The following is a 17,431-nucleotide window of genomic DNA, read 5'->3' on the forward strand; positions in this document are numbered from 1 at the left end:
TTCAATTCTGCTTGAGATTGTTGACTTAGATACAAATAAAAACTAAATCTGCTGTTTCAATTGTTGATTCTTCGCCGAAGGAGGCGGTACTACTTTTGCGACTCTTAATATCTTCTTTAGGGAAAACTCTCAGGATATCGGGCTACTCTGAAGGAAAAGCAACTGTTCAAAAGCATTGCAGAGTTGAACATTGAATCTTATGACACAGCAGAGCTTTGGTGTGATTGGTTTGGCGGTCATGGGCGAGAACTTGGCGCTGAATGTGGAGCGTAATGGGTTCCCCATTTCCGTCTATAATCGCACTCCAGAAAAAACGGATGCCTTTATGGCTGAGCGAGCGCAGGGCAAAAATGTCTATGCCGCCTATTCCATTGAAGATTTTGTCCAATCCTTAGAACGCCCTCGCAAAATCCTGATTATGGTGAAAGCGGGTGCGCCGGTAGATGCGGTGATTAACCAGCTCAAACCGTTACTGGATGAGGGTGACATCATTATTGATGGTGGCAACTCCTTATTTGACGATACCGCTCGTCGCACCCGCGAATTAGAGCCATCTGGGTTCAGATTTATCGGGATGGGCGTTAGTGGAGGTGAAGAAGGAGCGCTAAATGGCCCTAGTCTGATGCCGGGAGGTACGAAAAGCTCCTATGAGTATCTGGAACCAATTTTGACGAAAATTGCGGCTCAGGTGGATGATGGCCCCTGTGTCACCTACATCGGCCCTGCGGGTGCCGGTCACTACGTCAAGATGGTACACAATGGCATTGAGTACGGCGATATGCAGCTGATTGCAGAGGCATACGACTTGCTCAAGAATGCGTTGGGGCTAGACGCGAACCAACTACACCAAGTATTCGCCGAATGGAATACGACTGATGAACTCAATTCTTATTTGATTGAGATTACAGCTGATATTTTCAATTACCGAGACCCCGACACTCGTCAGCCTCTGGTCGATGTGATTCTCGATGCGGCTGGGCAGAAAGGGACGGGTCGCTGGACGGTGCAGAGTGCGCTGGAGCTGGGGATCGCTATTCCAACGATGACGGCGGCGGTGAATGCCCGGATCATGTCTGCCTTTAAGAAGGAACGGGTGGCTGCTTCGGAGATATTAACGGGTCCTAGTGGCAAGTATGAGGGAGACGCCAAAACCTTCATTAACCAAATCCGTGATGCTCTGTATTGCTCGAAGATTTGCTCTTACGCCCAAGGGATGGCGCTATTGAGTTCGGCGTCGAAGGCTTATTCCTATGACCTGAATTTGAGCGAAACTGCCCGGATTTGGAAGGGTGGTTGCATTATTCGAGCCGGATTCTTGAATAAGATTAAATCTGCTTTCAAGGACAATCCAGAGTTGCCTAATTTGCTCTTGGCTCCTGAGTTTAAGCAGACCATTTTGGATCGCCAGGATGCTTGGCGGGAGGTATTAGCGCAGTCGGCGAAGCTGGGGATTCCAGTTCCGGCATTCAGCGCGTCGCTAGATTACTTCGATAGTTACCGACGCGATCGCTTGCCGCAAAATCTTACCCAAGCTCAGCGCGACTACTTTGGTGCTCATACCTACGAGCGCATTGACAAAGCAGGCTTCTTCCATACCGAGTGGACTCAAGTCGATGAGGAAAGCGTTCAAACCTCTACGCCTGAGCCACTGCAAGCCCAAGATCCTGCGGAAGTTGTACGCACAACGATTACATAAATAGGAGTAGTCGGGCGGGCATTGCCCGCCCGACTGTCGTTGTCGCGATTTCAACAGCTTTTGGCTCCGGACGCCAAAAATTTAGGAAATTTCCAGATGGAGGGTCGTTATTCTTCTGGGTAGACGCTGCGCGATCGCGTCTTTCCCCATCGGTTTTGGGTGAAGATTTAAGGCAACTCCTCAGATCCTTTTTCTTTGCGATTCATGAGCCAGATTTTTCTAATAAAGAACTCTGCCTACACGAATTCATGCACAAACTGGATCTGGGGTATTTGAATCCAGCATCCAGGGAGCAGAGAATGGGCGATCGCTATTCTGAGAAACAGTTAGGAATTTGAATTGATGCAAAATCCTTTACAAACGCCTCACAGTGGCTACCAGTGGGACGGCACCAGTCAGCGATTCTTTGAAGGTTGGTACTACCGCGTCACCTTACCAGATTGCGGACATACCTTTGCTTTCATGTACTCCCTCGAAGATCCCCTAGGCAATCAACCCCACAGCGGCGGTGCTGCCCAAATTCTGGGTCCCGAAGATAGTTACCTTTGCCGGACTTTCCCAGATGTCAACAAATTCTGGGCATCGCGGGACGTTTTAGCCTTGGGACACTGGGGCAAAACCGATTTATCCATCAAACCCGCCTACCTCCCTCCAGAGGCTTTTGAGCGTCACGTTCAGGATGGCTATCAAGCTACCGCTACTTGGCATCAGGGAGCTTTACACGATCCGGGCACGGGTTCTCAAGCGCGTTGGCAGTATGAAATTAAACCTGTATATGGATGGGGAAATCTAAATCAGCCACAACAATCAACAGCCGGATGGTTGTCTTCTTTCCCGATTTTTGAACCGGGATGGCAAATTTTGATGGCTCACGGGCTGGCAACTGGCTGGATTGAGTGGAATGGAAAACGCTACGACTTCACCAACGCCCCTGCCTACGGTGAAAAAAACTGGGGGCGCTCTTTTCCTCAAAAATGGTTCTGGCTGAATTGCAATAGTTTTGATGAGTCTTCAGATATCGCCTTAACGGCTGGTGGAGGCAGACGCGGGGTGCTGTGGTGGATGGAATCGGTGGCGATGATTGGCTTGCACTATCAAGGAAAATTTTATGAATTTGTACCCTGGAACTCGAAAGTAAGTTGGAATATCGAGCCTTGGGGCAGCTGGCAAATGCAAGCTCATAACTCCGAGTTTGAAGTTGAGTTAACCGCTACTACAAATCTACCGGGGACTCTCCTGCGTGCCCCCACGGAAAAGGGTTTAATCTTTTGTTGTCGCGACACGATGAACGGTCAAGTTGACCTAGAACTGCGCCAACGGGGTGACAAATCTAAAATCATCCTGAAAGCTGGCAGTTCTCTATGTGGATTGGAAACAGGCGGTGGCTCTTGGGAAGAAACCTGGCGGTCTACTTAAATTCAACTGGGTAATGCTGCCCTTGGGCTGCTATGATCGCCTTAGAATTGGGGCTGTAGCTCAGTTGGATAGAGCGAGCGCCTCCTAAGCGCTAGGTCGCCGGTTCGAGCCTGGCCAGTCCCGTTGTCTGCTACTCTCTAAAACAGTTAGTCGCCCAGTGGAGTGTATCTATGTGGACGCTAGCTAGGATAGGGAATTTTAACCAGTTAGCGATCGCGCTTCGTGCGTATCGCTTCCCATGTAAACACGGCTTTTTCAATTGATTGATGATCCTGAAAATTGGTGCTAGCCGACAAAAACACTTGTCTTCCAAGCCCTCGCGCTCTAAAAGTAGATATTCTCGGCTGCTAATGCTCGCTCTGCCCGTGGCGCTGTGGTTTGGTTACAAGGAAGTTAAAAAAAGCCTGGTCAAACCCCAGGCAATGTTAGTTTTGGGTGGCTCTACCTCAGCCTTGGAGCGGGAGAAGTTGGCAGCAAGAATGGCTCGTCAGCATTCAGATTTGCCCATCTGGGTTTCTTCAGGTAGCACTAACAAAGCTTACGTTAAACGGGTTTTTGCCAAAGCTGGGGTTGCCCCTAGTCGCCTGCATTTGGACTATCAGGCGGTGGATACGGTTACGAACTTTACGACGCTGGTTGATGAGTTGCAGAGTCTTGGGATCACCAGCATCTATTTAATTACCTCTGACTATCATATGCGCCGCGCCAGAGTCATTGGAGAGATTGTTTTAGGCAGTCGGGGCATTACTCTAAAGCCCGTGGTCGTGCCTTCGGACATACCGCAGGAGCCGATTGAGAAATCAATTCGGGATGGAGCCAGAGCCATTCTTTGGGTGACTACCGGCTATACGGGAGCCACCCTCGGTCAGTCATCAAATCAGATTAAGCAGGAATCGTTGCCGTTTCTTTCACCAAGACATAAGGCGACACAATCAGAGCGCTGAATCGCTTGTTTTTGTTGTCGTTCCAATCTTGTTTCTGAGCTTCGGAGGGCTTGTAAATCAATTGTTCGCTAATCCAGTGCTGCACAGAGGAAACATCATCATTAGCGATCGCTACCCCAACATCTAGCAAGTCCAGCTCTTGAGCTACGATAACCACAGCCTCCCGTTCCGCATGAGGCATCAGCCAGTTCCACTCAGCCTCATCTAGCAATTCTGCTAATTCTTCTCTTAAACCCTGCATTTTTACTTGTTTTGATTCCAGTAAATTTTATTTTAATCTATTTTATAGAAGCTGCTACTCTTCATGTCATTCCTCTAAGATTCTGCTTTCATTTCGTCAATTTCAAATAAACTGACAATGACTCCAGTAATCGGAATTGCAATAAAAATTCCGAGTAATCCTGCTACTCTAGCACCTACTAGTAAGGCGAAAAATACAACAACTGGATTAATATTAAGCGAATTTTGCATAATCCGGGGCGTGATGAAATTGTCTTGTACTTGCTGAATTATGATACAAACAACAACTACTTGAACGGCTAACCAAACACTCTGAGACAATAAAATAAGAAAAACAATACCCACCCCTAAAGTAGCTCCAATCCCAGGGATTAAATCGAATAATCCAGCAATAATTGCCAAAAGTAAGGGAAATGGTACATTTAAAATTAAAAAAACCAAAAAAGTAGTCGTAGTCAGAAATAAACATAAAACCATCTGTCCTCGAAAAAATCCGAGAAACTTGCGTTGAATGACAATGGTAAATCTATTTTGTAAATGTGCAGGAACAAGCTTAAGAATAAGCTTCCAAAGCTTTTCTCCATCTAGCAACATAAAAAAAGAAATAACGGAAATTAATATCAAATTAAGAAAATTGGCAAAAAATACTTGTATAGTCGTTAAGCTATAACCGATTCCTAACCCCAGTGATGAGACGATTTGATTCTGAAATTGTTCTTGAATTATGCTCAAATTTACTTGAACATTGAATCTTAAAAGGAATTTTTCTATTTGATAAGCCAAAGGAATTAAAGAATTTAAAAAGGTTGTTAAGCTAGAAATTAATTGTTGCCCTTGCGATACAACTGTTAAACCAACTGTGACAGTAAGACTAGCAATCACGATCATGCCTAGAATAAAGACCACGGTAACAGCAACACCGTGAGGCACAAAACGAGTTAGCGATCGCACGGGATAACTCAGTAGAAAAGCGACAATAGCTGCAAATGTAAAAATGACAATAACTGTTTCAAAGTAAGCTAAAATTTTTACAAACGCCCAGCCAGAAGCAACGAAAAGCAAAAATCTAACCAATGCCAAATTGTTCAGACGCTGCAAAAGATACTTGGCAGAAGGTTCGCTCATTTCTTTTTGGGATGGTGATTTAATCCAGAATCCTGGTGATTGACTCATTTCTTTATTGAATGAACCAATAGCCGGATATCCAGACAGATTTGGAATAACCTAATCCTACTGAAAGCGCAACTGTCAGGACATCATCCCAACGTTTTAATTTCGCCGAGAAAATCTTGTCTTTTGAAATTCTTTAACGGCCTAAATCGTGTAAAGCATGAATCGCTGTGGCGCATTTTTGCGTTACCGCCTGTAACTCATCCCGGTCTGTTGAATTAGGAGGATTAATTACCTGACCAATCCGCACCGTTACTGGCACCGGACGCGGAACCAGCGAACCTTTCTTAAAAATCGCTTCCGTACCCCACAAACTAACGGGCAGCAACGGCACCTTCGCCTTGGCGGCAATCAGCGCAGCACCTAGCTTTGGGTCTGAAATTCTGGCGTCTGGCGTCCGCGTTCCTTGTAAAAAGACACCGACCGCCCACCCTTCCTCTAGGAGAGACAGCGCCGAACGAATCGCACTCCGGTCTGCGGAACCCCGCTTGACGGGGTAAGCACCATACAACTTAATTGCCTGCTTCAAAACAGGGACTCGAAACAGTTCTTCTTTTGCCATATACGCTACGGGTCGTCGCACGCAGCAGGACAAAATCGGCGGATCGAAATCACTGGCATGATTGCTAACCACTAGAAGTGGTCCAATCGGAGGAACGTGTTCGCATCCATAAATCCGACCTCGCAGGTAGGCATGAAGCACGGGGCTGACCACCGACCACTTAAACAGGTGGTATAGAACTAAACTCGAAACAGGCTCGCGGCTTCTGCCCAGATTAGATAATTCGCTATCCACCGTACTCTCGCTGTAAACCTTTAACCACCTTGTCTGATTTTTCTCGTTCCCTGGCTGATGAGGGAAGGAGGGAATTTTTCCATTCTCTCACTCGCACGCGCTGTTGCGGTCGCCGGACTTTATTCTGCATTCGGCAACTCTGCAACACTACCCACGTTTTCCAAAGTTAAATCGGGGCAAGTACGTTTAATTAAACCCGTAAGGACTTTCCCTGGACCAATTTCCACAACCTGCGAAATTCCTTGTACTGGCAATTGTAGGGAAATTTCTCGCCACCGCACCGAGCCGGTCATCTGACGGATGAGGCGCTCTTTTAAAATATCAGCGTCCACAGATGGGACAGGTTCCACATTTGACAGCACTGGCACTTGAGCAGAATTAAATGGAACTGACTCCAAAACTACCTGGAACTCGGCGGCAGCTTCCGCCATTAAGGGAGAGTGAAAGGCTCCTGAAACATTCAAGCGGACAACACGCTTAACCTTTACTTGACTTAGCACTGCCTCCACCGCTTCTGGCGTTCCAGAGATGACGACTTGGGCGGAACTGTTGTCGTTGGCTAACACAACGTCAGGGGTCTGCTGAATTTGTTGTTCTAGCTGTTCGCGGTCAAAGCCAATCAGCGCTGCCATCATGCCATCGGACGCACTATCCATAAATTCTGCCCGACGTTTCACTAGGCGCAACCCCGCCTCAAAGTCAAAGACACCGGCGACGTAGAGAGCAACGTATTCTCCCAGACTGTGACCGGCAACGAGGTTAGGTTGATGTCTCCCAGCTTGCATTCGATCCGCTAAAATGCTTTCTACCACATACAGGCTGGGCTGGGTATAAAGAGTGCGGGATAATTTATCTTCCTGACTCTGACAGATTTCTGGTACAGACCAGCCTAAAATTTGCTCGGCTTGCTCAAATTTAGCCTTTGCCTCTGGCAAGTCTAATAAATCCACTCCCATTCCGATTGCCTGAGAACCTTGCCCAGGAAACACCCATGCGGTCTTTGTCATTGGTCATTGGTAATTGGTAATTCGTAATTGGCAATTAGCAATAGGTAATTGGAGAAAAGTTTTCAGTTTTAGAGGCGCAATTGATCGCGTCTGAGTTTTGACTTCAAGAATTTCTTTCTTGCCTTAAAACTCAATCCTTAACACTCCTAACTTTCATTACCCATTACCAATCCACCTATCGAAAATTATTGGAGGCAGAGAATCTCCGACCTCCGCAAAATTCAAAATCTAAAATTGATTTATCTGCCCCATTGGAAAATCGCTGCGCCCCACGTTAGACCCGCGCCAAAGCCGGAAGTTGCAATCATGTCTCCTGGTTTAATTTTGCCTTCTCGCACAGCTTCATCCAGCGCTAAGGGAATGGAAGCAGCAGAAGTATTGCCGTAGTTAGCAAGATTGCTAATGACTTTTTCAGCAGGAATCTTTAAGCGTTGGGCGACGGCATCAAGAATTCGCTGATTGGCTTGATGTAAAAGCAACCAGTCAATTTGTTCAATGCTGATATTTGCGCGAAACATTGCTTTTTCCAGCACTTCCGGCACTTTTTGCACGGCAAAGCGATAAACTTCCTTACCGTTCATGGTGATGGGGTGGTAAGTGCCAGCTTGGACGTTGATCCCAGGAACCAGTTCTTTAGGCTGTGCCGTGTAGGCTAGGCTGAGGGATTTGTGCTGGGTTCCATCACTGCGGAGTTCAAATCCCAGCAGGCGATCGCGATCGCTCGCCTGCATGACAATGGCACCAGCACCATCCCCAAATAACACGCAGGTTCCCCGATCTGACCAATCTACCCAGCGCGACAGAATATCAGCCCCAATCAGCAAGACATTTTGATAGACGCCGGTGCGGATAAACTGCGATGCCGTAACTAGACCAAAGACAAATCCAGAGCAAGCGGCTGTTAAATCAAAAGCTACCGCCCTAGATGCTCCCAGTTGAAACTGAATTGCTGAGGCACTCCCGAACAAATCATCGGCAGTTGAGGTTGCCAGAATAATTAAATCCAGGTCTTCTGGGGCGATCCCAGCCATTACGATCGCTCTTTGTGCCGCGAGTGTGGCGATCGAACATAAGGACTCCTCACCCGCCAGCCGTCGCTGACAAATCCCGGTGCGGCTGGCGATCCAATCATCGGAAGTATCTACCAGCTGAGTGAGTCCATGATTATCCAGAGAACCTGAGGGGATCGCAGAGCCGCTTCCGGTAATGGCGACGCCGACGCCTGTTTGTTGCAACATTGCTCTCCATGCTTGCTGGGGTCTTTAGGTATCAGCTATCAGCATTTTAGCTTTTAGCTAAATCGATTAATTCTAAACGATCGACGCTGGAATGTCACATTTTACACTTCATCCTTCATACTTGTTGCTATTCGCCGATTGCCGATTGTTTAGCACTGATATCTTGAGACTGAATTCGCTCCAGTACCTGGTTATCAACAGCTTCTTTCGCGATGCGAATCGCGTTGAAAATTGACGGAGCCTGGGAGCTACCGTGGCTAATAATACAAATGCCTCCTACCCCCAACAACAAGCAACCGCCATGTTCCGCGTGGTCGACTCGCTGCTTTATTCGCCGCAAGTTTGGTTTCAACAGAGCCGTGCCGACTTGCCCGCGCAGTCCTTGAGGTAACTCTTCCTGGAGGATTTGCAATACTGCCTCACCAACGGCTTCAGCAAATTTCAACAAAACATTCCCGGCAAAACCATCGCAAACGACCACATCAAAATTACCCGTCAGGACATCTCGCCCTTCGGCATTGCCAGTAAAGCAAATTTGCGAATTCTCTTGCAGCCTTTGGTAAGTGCGAACCGCTAGATCGTTCCCCTTACATTCTTCTTCACCAATGTTGAGTAAGCCGACTTTAGGAACGTCTACACCCAGCACATACTGGCTGTAAATCGATCCCATCAGTGCGAACTGCTCCAAAAATTTAGGACGACAATCGACATTTGCGCCGACATCGAGAATTAGCACTGATTTACTAGCTACCATCGTTGGCAAAACTGCTCCGATGGCGGGGCGGTCGATCCCCCGAAGGCGTCCCAGTCGCAGCAGAGCAGATGCCATAGCGGCTCCTGAATGACCCGCTGACACTACTGCTTGGGCTTGTTTTTGTTTTACCAAATCCATTGCTACGTTGATCGAAGCCTTGGGCTTGCGTTTTAAACCACTTAGAGGCTCCTCGTGCATTTCAATTGTGCCCTCAGAAGGCACAATTTGAGGAAGATGAGAACTGGTGTGTTGCCCTAGGGAAGCTTCAATCTGATGAGGATCGCCCACCAGCAAAACCTCTACGTCTAATTCTTCCTGTGCCCTAAGCGCTCCAGCAACGATTTCGGCGGGGGCGTGGTCGCCACCCATAGCGTCAATTGCGATCCGTGCGCGAGTCGATCCCATTGATCAAAGTGATATAAACCTTAAAAATTCTACCAGTACCCGATGACTCGTGGAGAAACCGGGGCCAATCCGGGAGGATGAAACAGGACGCAGGAAGGATAAATAAAAGAATGCTGAAAAAAATGGTACTCCTAAATAGGTAAAGATAGAGAACTAGTTGTCCCACGGGAGAGTTTATCCATTTTCGCTTGCTCACCGATTACTCATTCCTTGTCCCTGCTTGTGCTTTACCTATACGCGAACTCCCGAAAAAATATCTTCATTCTGGCGGAAGCAATTTCCGCCTTGGGCTTTTTTTGTAGCTTGCACATCCGGCAGGCTCTTTGTTTAGTGAATAAAGGAAAGTGAGGAATGTTGCAATTATTTGGCTCTGGATTGGTAGCGCTGTGGATGAATATGGCTGGGGTAAAAACAACAGAGATAGATACTACCCAACTGGCTGCGTGGCGGGGAGTTCCTTTGTTTTCCCTCTCGATGGCGACCGATCCGGTAGCTGAAAACACCATGCGGCAATATTTGAAGGGCTGGAGCGCTAAAGGCATGGGGGAGGCGGCTCAAGGGGTGTGGATTCAGTCGGGTTCGATGCCCTTGGCAACTCATCAGGGAAATATTCCCTTACCGGCAGCTTCTTTGACCAAGATTGCGACTTCTGCTGCTGCGCTGGAGACTTGGGGTCCAGGCCATCAGTTTGAAACCTCAATTGGCACAACCGGACCTGTGAGAAATGGAGTTTTGCAGGGAGATTTGGTGATTAATGGCAGTGGCGATCCCTTTTTTGTGTGGGAAGAAGCGATCGCTCTGGGGAATGCCTTAAATAAACGGGGCATCCGCCGCATCAACGGCAATTTGGTGATTGTGGGCGATTTTTACATGAATTACCAATCCCACCCTTATATGGCGGGTCAGATGCTCAAACAAGCATTTAACCCCACCTCGTGGCCCAGAGATGCCCAATATCTATACAACTTAATGCCCCCAGGAACGCCAAAACCACAAATTGCGATCGCGGGTTCGGTCAAAGTTTCGTCAATTGCAATTCCCAAGCAAATTTTGTTGTTGCGTCATCGCTCAATGTCCTTGGCACAAATCCTCAAGGAAATGAACATTTACAGTAACAACGACATGGCAGAGATGCTGGCAAAAGCCCTTGGGGGGGCACCTGCCGTCGCTCAGTTGGGGGCTACGTCTGCCGGTGTCCCCCAACAAGAAGTTCAACTGGTAAATGGCTCTGGGTTAGGGGTAGAAAATCGCATCTCGCCCCGCGCTGTTTGCGGCATGCTAACGGCGATCGAAAGTTCTTTACAACCCCATCAGCTAACGGTAGCTGACCTCTTCCCGATATCGGGACGCGATCGCCGGGGAACGATGGTATCTCGCCACATCCCCACAGGCACGATTATCAAAACTGGCACCCTGCGCGATGTCAGCGCCCTTGCTGGGGTAATGCCGACACGCGATCGCGGTCTGGTTTGCTTTGCGATCATCAACCGGGGTGGTGATGTCGATGGTTTTAGAAAACAGCAAGACCAAATACTTCAAAAACTGGTGCAACGATGGGGCGTTCCCCCCACTCTACCAGCAGCGATTCTTCCTAGCACTGGGCGAGCTGATATTGCTGGATTTCTCGGTGACGCCAGTCGCAATGAAATTCTCTCAGATTTTCAAGCGCGACGATAATATCGCACAGCACTCCTAATGATTCGTGAAGGCAAGATCCCCGACTTTCCAAGAAGGCGGGGATCTCAACCACTGGCATCTCACAACTCAAATAGGATTGCTATACCATTTTGGTTATTATGACCCTCGCTTACCGATTCAAGGAATAATTTCCGTCACCACCCGGCTACTACCACCGCTAGCACCACCGCCACCCGTGACAACAACCGTTTGACCTTGAAACTTACCGACTGCTCTGGAACCCGTCAAGTGCAGCGGCGGGTCAACTTGTTGATGATAAATTACATTGCCTTGAGCATCAAATTCTTCAGTCGGAATATTCCAAGTCACCTGATTGGCGTAAAGTTGGGATTTATTCCGACTGCCAACGCCTTGGACGCCACCAACCAGACGAGCCACTTTTCCCTTCAGATCTACCTGACCCCGGTTCCCCGTCAGCGTCACTTGCTGCTGCTGATGCACCACTTTCACGGGTTGGTCTGACGTAACCATTTGTGTGTCTAAGTTCCAGGTGACAGAATTTCCAGCGATTTGCACCGGCGGCTCTAAAGAAGTCATCTGAACATTCTTTGTCAGCGTTGCCATCTTCGTTTTCAGGTTTACCTGACCAGAATCTCCTGCTGCTTGCTCTGTCACGCGATTGCCTGTGTAGCGGTCAATCTGGATGCGGCGATCGCCAACTACCATCTGCTGGGGAATTTGCCACACTAAATGCTCGGTTCTCATTTGTACCGCTGGGTCTTTCGATGTTGCGACAATTTGACCCAATAATTCCATATGCTGCGACCGACTAAAATATCGTCCTTCCTTCGCTGTTGCCACCATCTTTTGATGGGTGCCGACGAGATTTTGACGCACGATCACAACGTCTTCCTTTGGTCGCCACTCTAATTCATTCCCTTTTAAAACTGCCCCATTCCGAGGGTCTGTGGCAACAATCTGACCCTTCAGAAAGATTTTTTTACCATCCTCTTGAACTTCGCCACTATCTGCGGTGATTTGCATAATCATTTTTCCATCTTGGAACAAATCCCCGCTAGGATTTTGGATGCGAGCAGCTTTCTTATCTTTGGTATAAACTGCCTGCTTTGCCTTCACTTTCCACAAAGGTTGTCCCTTCTCATCTGCCTGATCCAGAGTCACATTTTGGAATACTAAACTCCCCTCAAAATCTGTCACGGAAGCAGTATCTTTCTGCAATTTTTTTTCCGTGCGTTTTTCAGTATTACAAGCACTAACTAAAAAAGTGAATAATAAAAAATAAATAGGCAAAAGAAATAATTTTTTGCGAGGAGCTACTTTTTTCATTTCTATTGCCTATTTATGTCTTTATTTCTTAGGTTGCGTTATCTATCTTCTTGGTCATCCATAAAGCCAATGCCCGACAGTGGACGGTAAGTATAATTTTGTCTGGGCGTCTTTTGGATATCTTCTTTGATGCTATCCAGGTCAATGTATCGATCTGATACATTGATTAAACTATCGCTGGTCATGGAGCGCAAACTGACCACTTCCACTCGGACACCCCGATAGCTAACGGCATCCACAGCGTAAGCTAAATCCCCATCCCCGCTGACGAGAACAGCGGTATCGTAAGACCCCACTAAAGCCATCATATCGACAGCAATTTCCACATCCAAGTTGGCTTTTTTCGAGCCATCCGGCAGCTGTACCAAGTCTTTGGCAATGACTCGGTATCCATTGCGACGCATCCACAACAGAAAACCCTGTTGTTTTTCATTCGTGCGATCGACGCCGGTGTAAAAGAAAGAGCGTAACAAGCGAGATCCAGCGGTTAAGCGGCACAGCAACTTGGTGTAATCAATTTCTATACCGAGCTGTAGTGCTGCATAAAATAGATTTGATCCATCGATAAAAATGGCTACACGACCGCGATTTTCTAAAACCTGTTCTGGAGTAAATACAGAGTCGTTACTGCTGAAATTATTCAACATGATTGTTATGCCTCGATTTTTTTATGAAAAAAGCAATTAGCGATTTTGATGAACTTTTAGCTTTTGAGAGAGCGGTCTGTACCAGAGTTTTTACTTTTGTATGTATCAGCACCCGATGGTCAATCCGCCAACAGCCAACAGCTATTAGCTACTAAGACGAAACTCTTCAGGGGAGTTCCAGCCTTGGAAAAACAGGTCTGGCTTCACCTAAAGCTTGTCTTGCAGTTAGTGTTCCCCAAGTGGCATGAGCGGAAAACGCAGCCGAAACATCTATTAACGTTTTGTTATTAAAGTCAATTGAAAAACCTAGCTGTTGGTAAATGTCACTACTGATGGTAGGAATAATCGGTGATAGCAGATAAGCTGCTAGTCTAACAGATTCTAGAACCGCATACAGGACTTGTTCGACGGCCTGTTGTTGCCCTTGCTTATATAAAGTCCAAGGAGCTTGATCGTCAATAAATTTGTTGCTGGCTCGAATTAGAGTGAAAATATCTGCGATCGCATCACTAAACGCCAGAGATTCATAAGCTTGAGCAACGCGATCGCCTAAACTAAGGCCAATTGCTTTAATTGTGTTATCTGCGGGGATGTTTTCAGCTAAGCAGTCAGGCACGATGCCATTGCAATATTTCTTTGCCATGTTCATCGTCCGATTGAGTAAATTGCCCAGATCGTTTGCTAAGTCAGCATTGAGGATATTGATAAACCGAGTTTCGTTGAAATCTCCGTCTTGCCCAAATTCAATCTCCTTGAGAAAATAGTAACGAATAGCCTCAGCTCCGTAACGTTCGACTAAAGCGATGGGATCGATCGTATTACCAACCGTTTTACTGATCTTTCGCCCGTCTTTTGTCAGGAAGCCATGTCCAAATATTCGAGCGGGTAGCGGCAGATCCGCTGACATTAACATGGCAGGCCAATAGACCGCGTGAAACCGCAGAATGTCTTTACCAATCAGGTGCATATTAATCGGCCACCACTTGGATAAAGCATTCTCTAGCGTCGGTTCGCTATCTGGTTCGAGCAACGCCGTGACATAGCCCAGCAAGGCATCAAACCAGACATAGATGGTGTGGCTGGGATCGACGGGTATAGGGAAGCCCCAGTCTAAATTCACTCGCGAAATGGAGAAATCTTGAAGCCCCTGACTGACAAAGCTCAAAACTTCATTGCGGCGAATTTCTGGCTGGATAAAATCTGGTTGCTGGCGATATAAGTCTTCCAGCTGGCTTTGGTACTTAGAGAGGCGAAAAAAGTAGTTTTGTTCATCCCGCCACTCGACTTCTTTGTTGGGGTGGAGGGGGCAGTGGTGTCCTTCTAGAAGGTCGCGTTCCTCTTTGAATTCCTCGCAGGAGACGCAATACCAGCCCTTTTGTTGCCCCAAATAAATGTCGTTTTTTTCCCAGACGCGCAGGAAAAACTCTTTAACAATAGCTTGATGGCGAGAGTTCGTCGTGCGGATAAACCGATCGTACTGGATATTGAGTTTTTGCCAAAGGACATCGAATCCAGCCGCAATTTCATCCGAGTGAGCTTGCGGTGAAAGCCCTTTGGTTTCTGCTGTGCGCTGAATTTTCTGCCCATGCTCATCCGTGCCGGTAATCAACAGCACAGACTTTCCCCGGAGCCGTTCAAACCGAGCCACCACATCCGCCGCCATTGTTGTATAAGCGCTGCCAATGTGGGGTACGTCGTTCACATAATACAGTGGTGTAGTAATTGCAAATGAATTTTTACTTGTATGATTAGCACTCATAAATATAAAAAACAACCCCTTTCTTGCTTTTGATCATATACTTCGGGCTGCAATTTTGTATCTTTTCGTTATCTTGTCTTGAGAGTTCCACTTAGCTCCGGGAAATATAAGTATAAAATGTTACTTTTCCTTGACAAAATTAAAATTGTAAAAAATCTTTACCAGCGATTTCTACCCTGAGAGATTCGTATAGGTGAGGAAGTTACGTTAATAATTGTATTAAGAAAAGTTAAGTTATGGGGCGATCGATCGCATCTGCTCAACGAATAAAGTCCAGGCTTGGTAAAAAGTGGAGAATGAACTCAAGAGTCAAGATTCAGTCTACCTCTAGACTCTAGCCATTTATAATCAAGGCGATTGCCTGTTGACTGTAGCGATCGCGCTTCCTGCAAGAAAGCCTATAGAAAGCATGTCTTCAGATAACCCATTACAGATTTCTCGCTTGCTGATGAAGGCAATGGGAACGCAGATGTATATATACCATCAGGATCGCGTTCCTCAAGAAGGTGGCGTTTTAGTGGTGAGCAATCATCGCAGCGTCATGGATGCGCCAATCCTGATGGCAGCTTTAAATCGTCCGATTCGCTTTGCCTGTCATCACTACATGGGACAAGTGCCCGTGATGCGGGAGATTGTCAATCAACTGGGTTGTTTCCCTTTGGAGACGCCAGAACACCGCCAGCAAGATTTCTTTAACAAGGCAATCAGCCTGTTGCAGTCCCAGCAGGTGGTTGGGATATTTCCAGAAGGTGCCCAACCAATGGTAAGCCTAACCCAGCCGAATGAAATGAAAACCTTTCATCGGGGATTTGCTCATTTAGCTTTGCGAGCGCCGGTGCAAAATTTGGCAATTTTACCCGTGGCGATCGCATCCCAGGAAGAAACCAATAACTCGGCAATCCCTCTGCGATTATTAAGTTTATTTGACCCTTCCGAACCCCTATTTAAACAGGCAGGCTGGCATCCGATGGTCGTTTACCGTCGATCTAGCATCCTAATTGGGCGTCCCTGTTGGATTACGTCTCAAGTGCGGGAACAATATCAAGGAAAACAAGCCAAAACTGCTGTTGCCAGTCTTATCAATTACTGTCAGGAAGAAATTGCTGGTTTACTTCGTCAAGTTTGGTATTAGTTCGCAAGGATGGGAGTCTGCCATAGAATAAGAATTAATACCTACGTCTACAGGTAGATGGCTTAAGGGTAGGCAAATGGGCAAAGTCCGCTCTCAGTATCCGTCGCCTTCAAGAATTTAGACTTGCCTAGTTTTTCACCGAAGTGTCTTGAGTCCTCGAATCGTTCGCATCCGCCCCAAAGAAAGCAATAAATTTTTGACCTGTTGTTTTTAAATGGACATTACGAAATGCCAGACGTAAAAAGCCATCCTTGTTTTCTCACCCCCAGGCTGTTTAATCCAGACTGCCCGCTGTTCGTGTTCCTCCCAGGCATGGATGGCACGGGTCAATTGTTGCGAGCGCAGACCGAGGGGTTAGAAGCAGCCTTTGATATCCGTTGTTTGGTCATCCCAGCCGATGACTTGACCAGCTGGGACGATCTAACCGATCAAGTGGTAGCGCTGATTGAAGCAGAAGTAGAAAAACAACCTAATCGGTCAGTTTATCTGTGCGGCGAGTCATTTGGGGGCTGTTTGGCGATGAAAGTAGCGTTGCGATCGCCCGAACTATTTGACCGAATTATTTTGATCAACCCCGCTTCTTCCTTTAATCAGCGACCTCTGCTAGCTTGGGGATCGCTGGTGAGCGGCTGGATACCGGAAGTCCTCTACCGAGTGGGATCGGTGTGGTTATTGCCGTTTTTAGCTCATTTAGAACGGGTTGCACCGCGCGATCGCCGCGCCCTTCTAGACGCTATCCACTCCGTACCCCCAAAAACTGTCCTTTGGCGACTGTCCCTCATCAGAGATTTTGATGTTGATGCTTCTCAATTACGTCGCATCACCCAACCTACCCTGGTGATTGCTGGAGGTACAGACCGACTACTGCCCTCTGTAAGTGAAGCTCAGCGCTTAGCTTCTTGCCTACCCGACGCGGAAATGGTCATACTGCCGAAGAGCGGTCATGCTTGTCTTTTAGAAGCTGATGTCAACCTCTACGCAATTATGAAAGCTGAAAATTTTTTAGAAAGTCGGGATAAAGTTTCCCTATTGGCGGTTTCTTAGCGAGCCGTCATTCAGCAGGAGATATGAATTGAATAAAAGCTTGTCATTTTGTACGCTGGGAACCGACCTCGTGTCTATTTGTTCTGCACATTAAGAGCCTGCTGTTTGAAGTCCAAAACTGAATACTCAAACGGGTGTGATGGGTAGAGCGGCAGGAAAACTTATCCTAAAAACAATTCAGTTCGTCTACGTTGTGAT

General features: G+C 47.2%; 16 protein-coding genes and 1 tRNA gene. 7 read left to right on the forward strand and 10 right to left on the reverse strand.

Features of this window, described 5'->3' with window-relative positions:
* The first annotated feature begins 199 nt into the window (after positions 1 to 199).
* The 4 genes from gndA to H6F52_RS05155 all read left to right on the forward strand — a co-directional run bounded on the left by gndA (position 200) and on the right by H6F52_RS05155 (position 4,056).
* The gene (gndA, locus tag H6F52_RS05140; RefSeq protein ID WP_190440791.1) at positions 200 to 1,696 is read left to right on the forward strand and encodes an NADP-dependent phosphogluconate dehydrogenase; all 1,497 of its coding nucleotides are present in this window, start codon (positions 200 to 202) and stop codon (positions 1,694 to 1,696) included.
* Positions 1,697 to 2,038: 342 nt separating this feature from the next.
* Entirely contained in the window at positions 2,039 to 3,112 is a 1,074-nt protein-coding gene (locus H6F52_RS05145) for a tocopherol cyclase family protein (RefSeq protein WP_190532491.1), read from the forward strand.
* A gap of 49 nt (positions 3,113 to 3,161) precedes the next feature.
* Positions 3,162 to 3,235: transfer RNA gene (locus H6F52_RS05150), tRNA-Arg, on the forward strand.
* A gap of 143 nt (positions 3,236 to 3,378) precedes the next feature.
* Entirely contained in the window at positions 3,379 to 4,056 is a 678-nt protein-coding gene (locus H6F52_RS05155; protein WP_190532494.1) for a YdcF family protein, read from the forward strand.
* On the opposite strand, the gene H6F52_RS05160 is transcribed toward H6F52_RS05155, so the two are convergent.
* The 7 genes from H6F52_RS05160 to plsX form a co-directional block, all read right to left on the reverse strand.
* A complete protein-coding gene (locus tag H6F52_RS05160; RefSeq protein WP_190415638.1) occupies positions 3,995 to 4,297 on the reverse strand; it encodes a DUF2288 domain-containing protein in 303 nt (100 codons plus the stop codon). The genes H6F52_RS05155 and H6F52_RS05160 overlap by 62 nt on opposite strands.
* Positions 4,298 to 4,371: 74 nt before the next feature.
* Complete coding sequence (locus tag H6F52_RS05165; protein ID WP_190415744.1) at positions 4,372 to 5,421, reverse strand: AI-2E family transporter; 1,050 nt, start codon at positions 5,419 to 5,421, stop codon at positions 4,372 to 4,374.
* Between the two features lie 181 nt (positions 5,422 to 5,602).
* Positions 5,603 to 6,241: a lysophospholipid acyltransferase family protein gene (locus H6F52_RS05170; protein WP_190532547.1), complete on the reverse strand. Its 639-nt coding sequence runs from the start codon at positions 6,239 to 6,241 to the stop codon at positions 5,603 to 5,605.
* Between the two features lie 13 nt (positions 6,242 to 6,254).
* Positions 6,255 to 6,392 carry a hypothetical protein gene (locus H6F52_RS05175; protein ID WP_190428837.1) on the reverse strand — a complete coding sequence of 46 codons (138 nt, stop codon included), beginning with the start codon at positions 6,390 to 6,392 and terminating at the stop codon, positions 6,255 to 6,257.
* On the reverse strand, positions 6,382 to 7,269 hold the full coding sequence (fabD, locus tag H6F52_RS05180) for an ACP S-malonyltransferase (protein WP_190415641.1): 888 nt from the start codon (positions 7,267 to 7,269) through the stop codon (positions 6,382 to 6,384). The genes H6F52_RS05175 and fabD overlap by 11 nt, the downstream gene beginning before the upstream one ends.
* Positions 7,270 to 7,508: 239 nt before the next feature.
* Complete coding sequence (locus H6F52_RS05185; RefSeq protein WP_190428836.1) at positions 7,509 to 8,507, reverse strand: beta-ketoacyl-ACP synthase 3; 999 nt, start codon at positions 8,505 to 8,507, stop codon at positions 7,509 to 7,511.
* A 127-nt stretch (positions 8,508 to 8,634) separates the two neighbouring features.
* On the reverse strand, positions 8,635 to 9,666 hold the full coding sequence (plsX, locus tag H6F52_RS05190) for a phosphate acyltransferase PlsX (RefSeq protein ID WP_190415645.1): 1,032 nt from the start codon (positions 9,664 to 9,666) through the stop codon (positions 8,635 to 8,637).
* A gap of 351 nt (positions 9,667 to 10,017) precedes the next feature.
* Here plsX and H6F52_RS05195 point away from each other — a divergent pair, with 351 nt between their 5' ends.
* Positions 10,018 to 11,343 carry a D-alanyl-D-alanine carboxypeptidase gene (locus H6F52_RS05195; RefSeq protein WP_190532497.1) on the forward strand — a complete coding sequence of 442 codons (1,326 nt, stop codon included), beginning with the start codon at positions 10,018 to 10,020 and terminating at the stop codon, positions 11,341 to 11,343.
* Positions 11,344 to 11,481: 138 nt separating this feature from the next.
* On the opposite strand, the gene lptC is transcribed toward H6F52_RS05195, so the two are convergent.
* From lptC to metG, 3 genes are all read right to left on the reverse strand, one after another.
* Positions 11,482 to 12,651, reverse strand: a complete 1,170-nt coding sequence (lptC, locus tag H6F52_RS05200) for an LPS export ABC transporter periplasmic protein LptC (RefSeq protein ID WP_190532500.1) — start codon at positions 12,649 to 12,651, stop codon at positions 11,482 to 11,484.
* Between the two features lie 38 nt (positions 12,652 to 12,689).
* On the reverse strand, positions 12,690 to 13,298 hold the full coding sequence (locus tag H6F52_RS05205) for an NYN domain-containing protein (protein ID WP_190415651.1): 609 nt from the start codon (positions 13,296 to 13,298) through the stop codon (positions 12,690 to 12,692).
* A 166-nt stretch (positions 13,299 to 13,464) separates the two neighbouring features.
* Complete coding sequence (metG, locus tag H6F52_RS05210; protein WP_190440769.1) at positions 13,465 to 15,057, reverse strand: methionine--tRNA ligase; 1,593 nt, start codon at positions 15,055 to 15,057, stop codon at positions 13,465 to 13,467.
* A gap of 409 nt (positions 15,058 to 15,466) precedes the next feature.
* Here metG and H6F52_RS05215 point away from each other — a divergent pair, with 409 nt between their 5' ends.
* Both H6F52_RS05215 and H6F52_RS05220 read left to right on the forward strand, forming a co-directional pair.
* Positions 15,467 to 16,189, forward strand: coding sequence for a lysophospholipid acyltransferase family protein (locus tag H6F52_RS05215; RefSeq protein WP_190430404.1), 723 nt, complete (start codon positions 15,467 to 15,469; stop codon positions 16,187 to 16,189).
* A gap of 228 nt (positions 16,190 to 16,417) precedes the next feature.
* Positions 16,418 to 17,233: an alpha/beta hydrolase gene (locus H6F52_RS05220; protein WP_190440765.1), complete on the forward strand. Its 816-nt coding sequence runs from the start codon at positions 16,418 to 16,420 to the stop codon at positions 17,231 to 17,233.
* Positions 17,234 to 17,431: the final 198 nt, after the last annotated feature.

This window comes from Coleofasciculus sp. FACHB-542 (assembly GCF_014695825.1).
In the GTDB taxonomy this organism is placed as follows: Bacteria; Cyanobacteriota; Cyanobacteriia; order Cyanobacteriales; family FACHB-T130; genus FACHB-T130.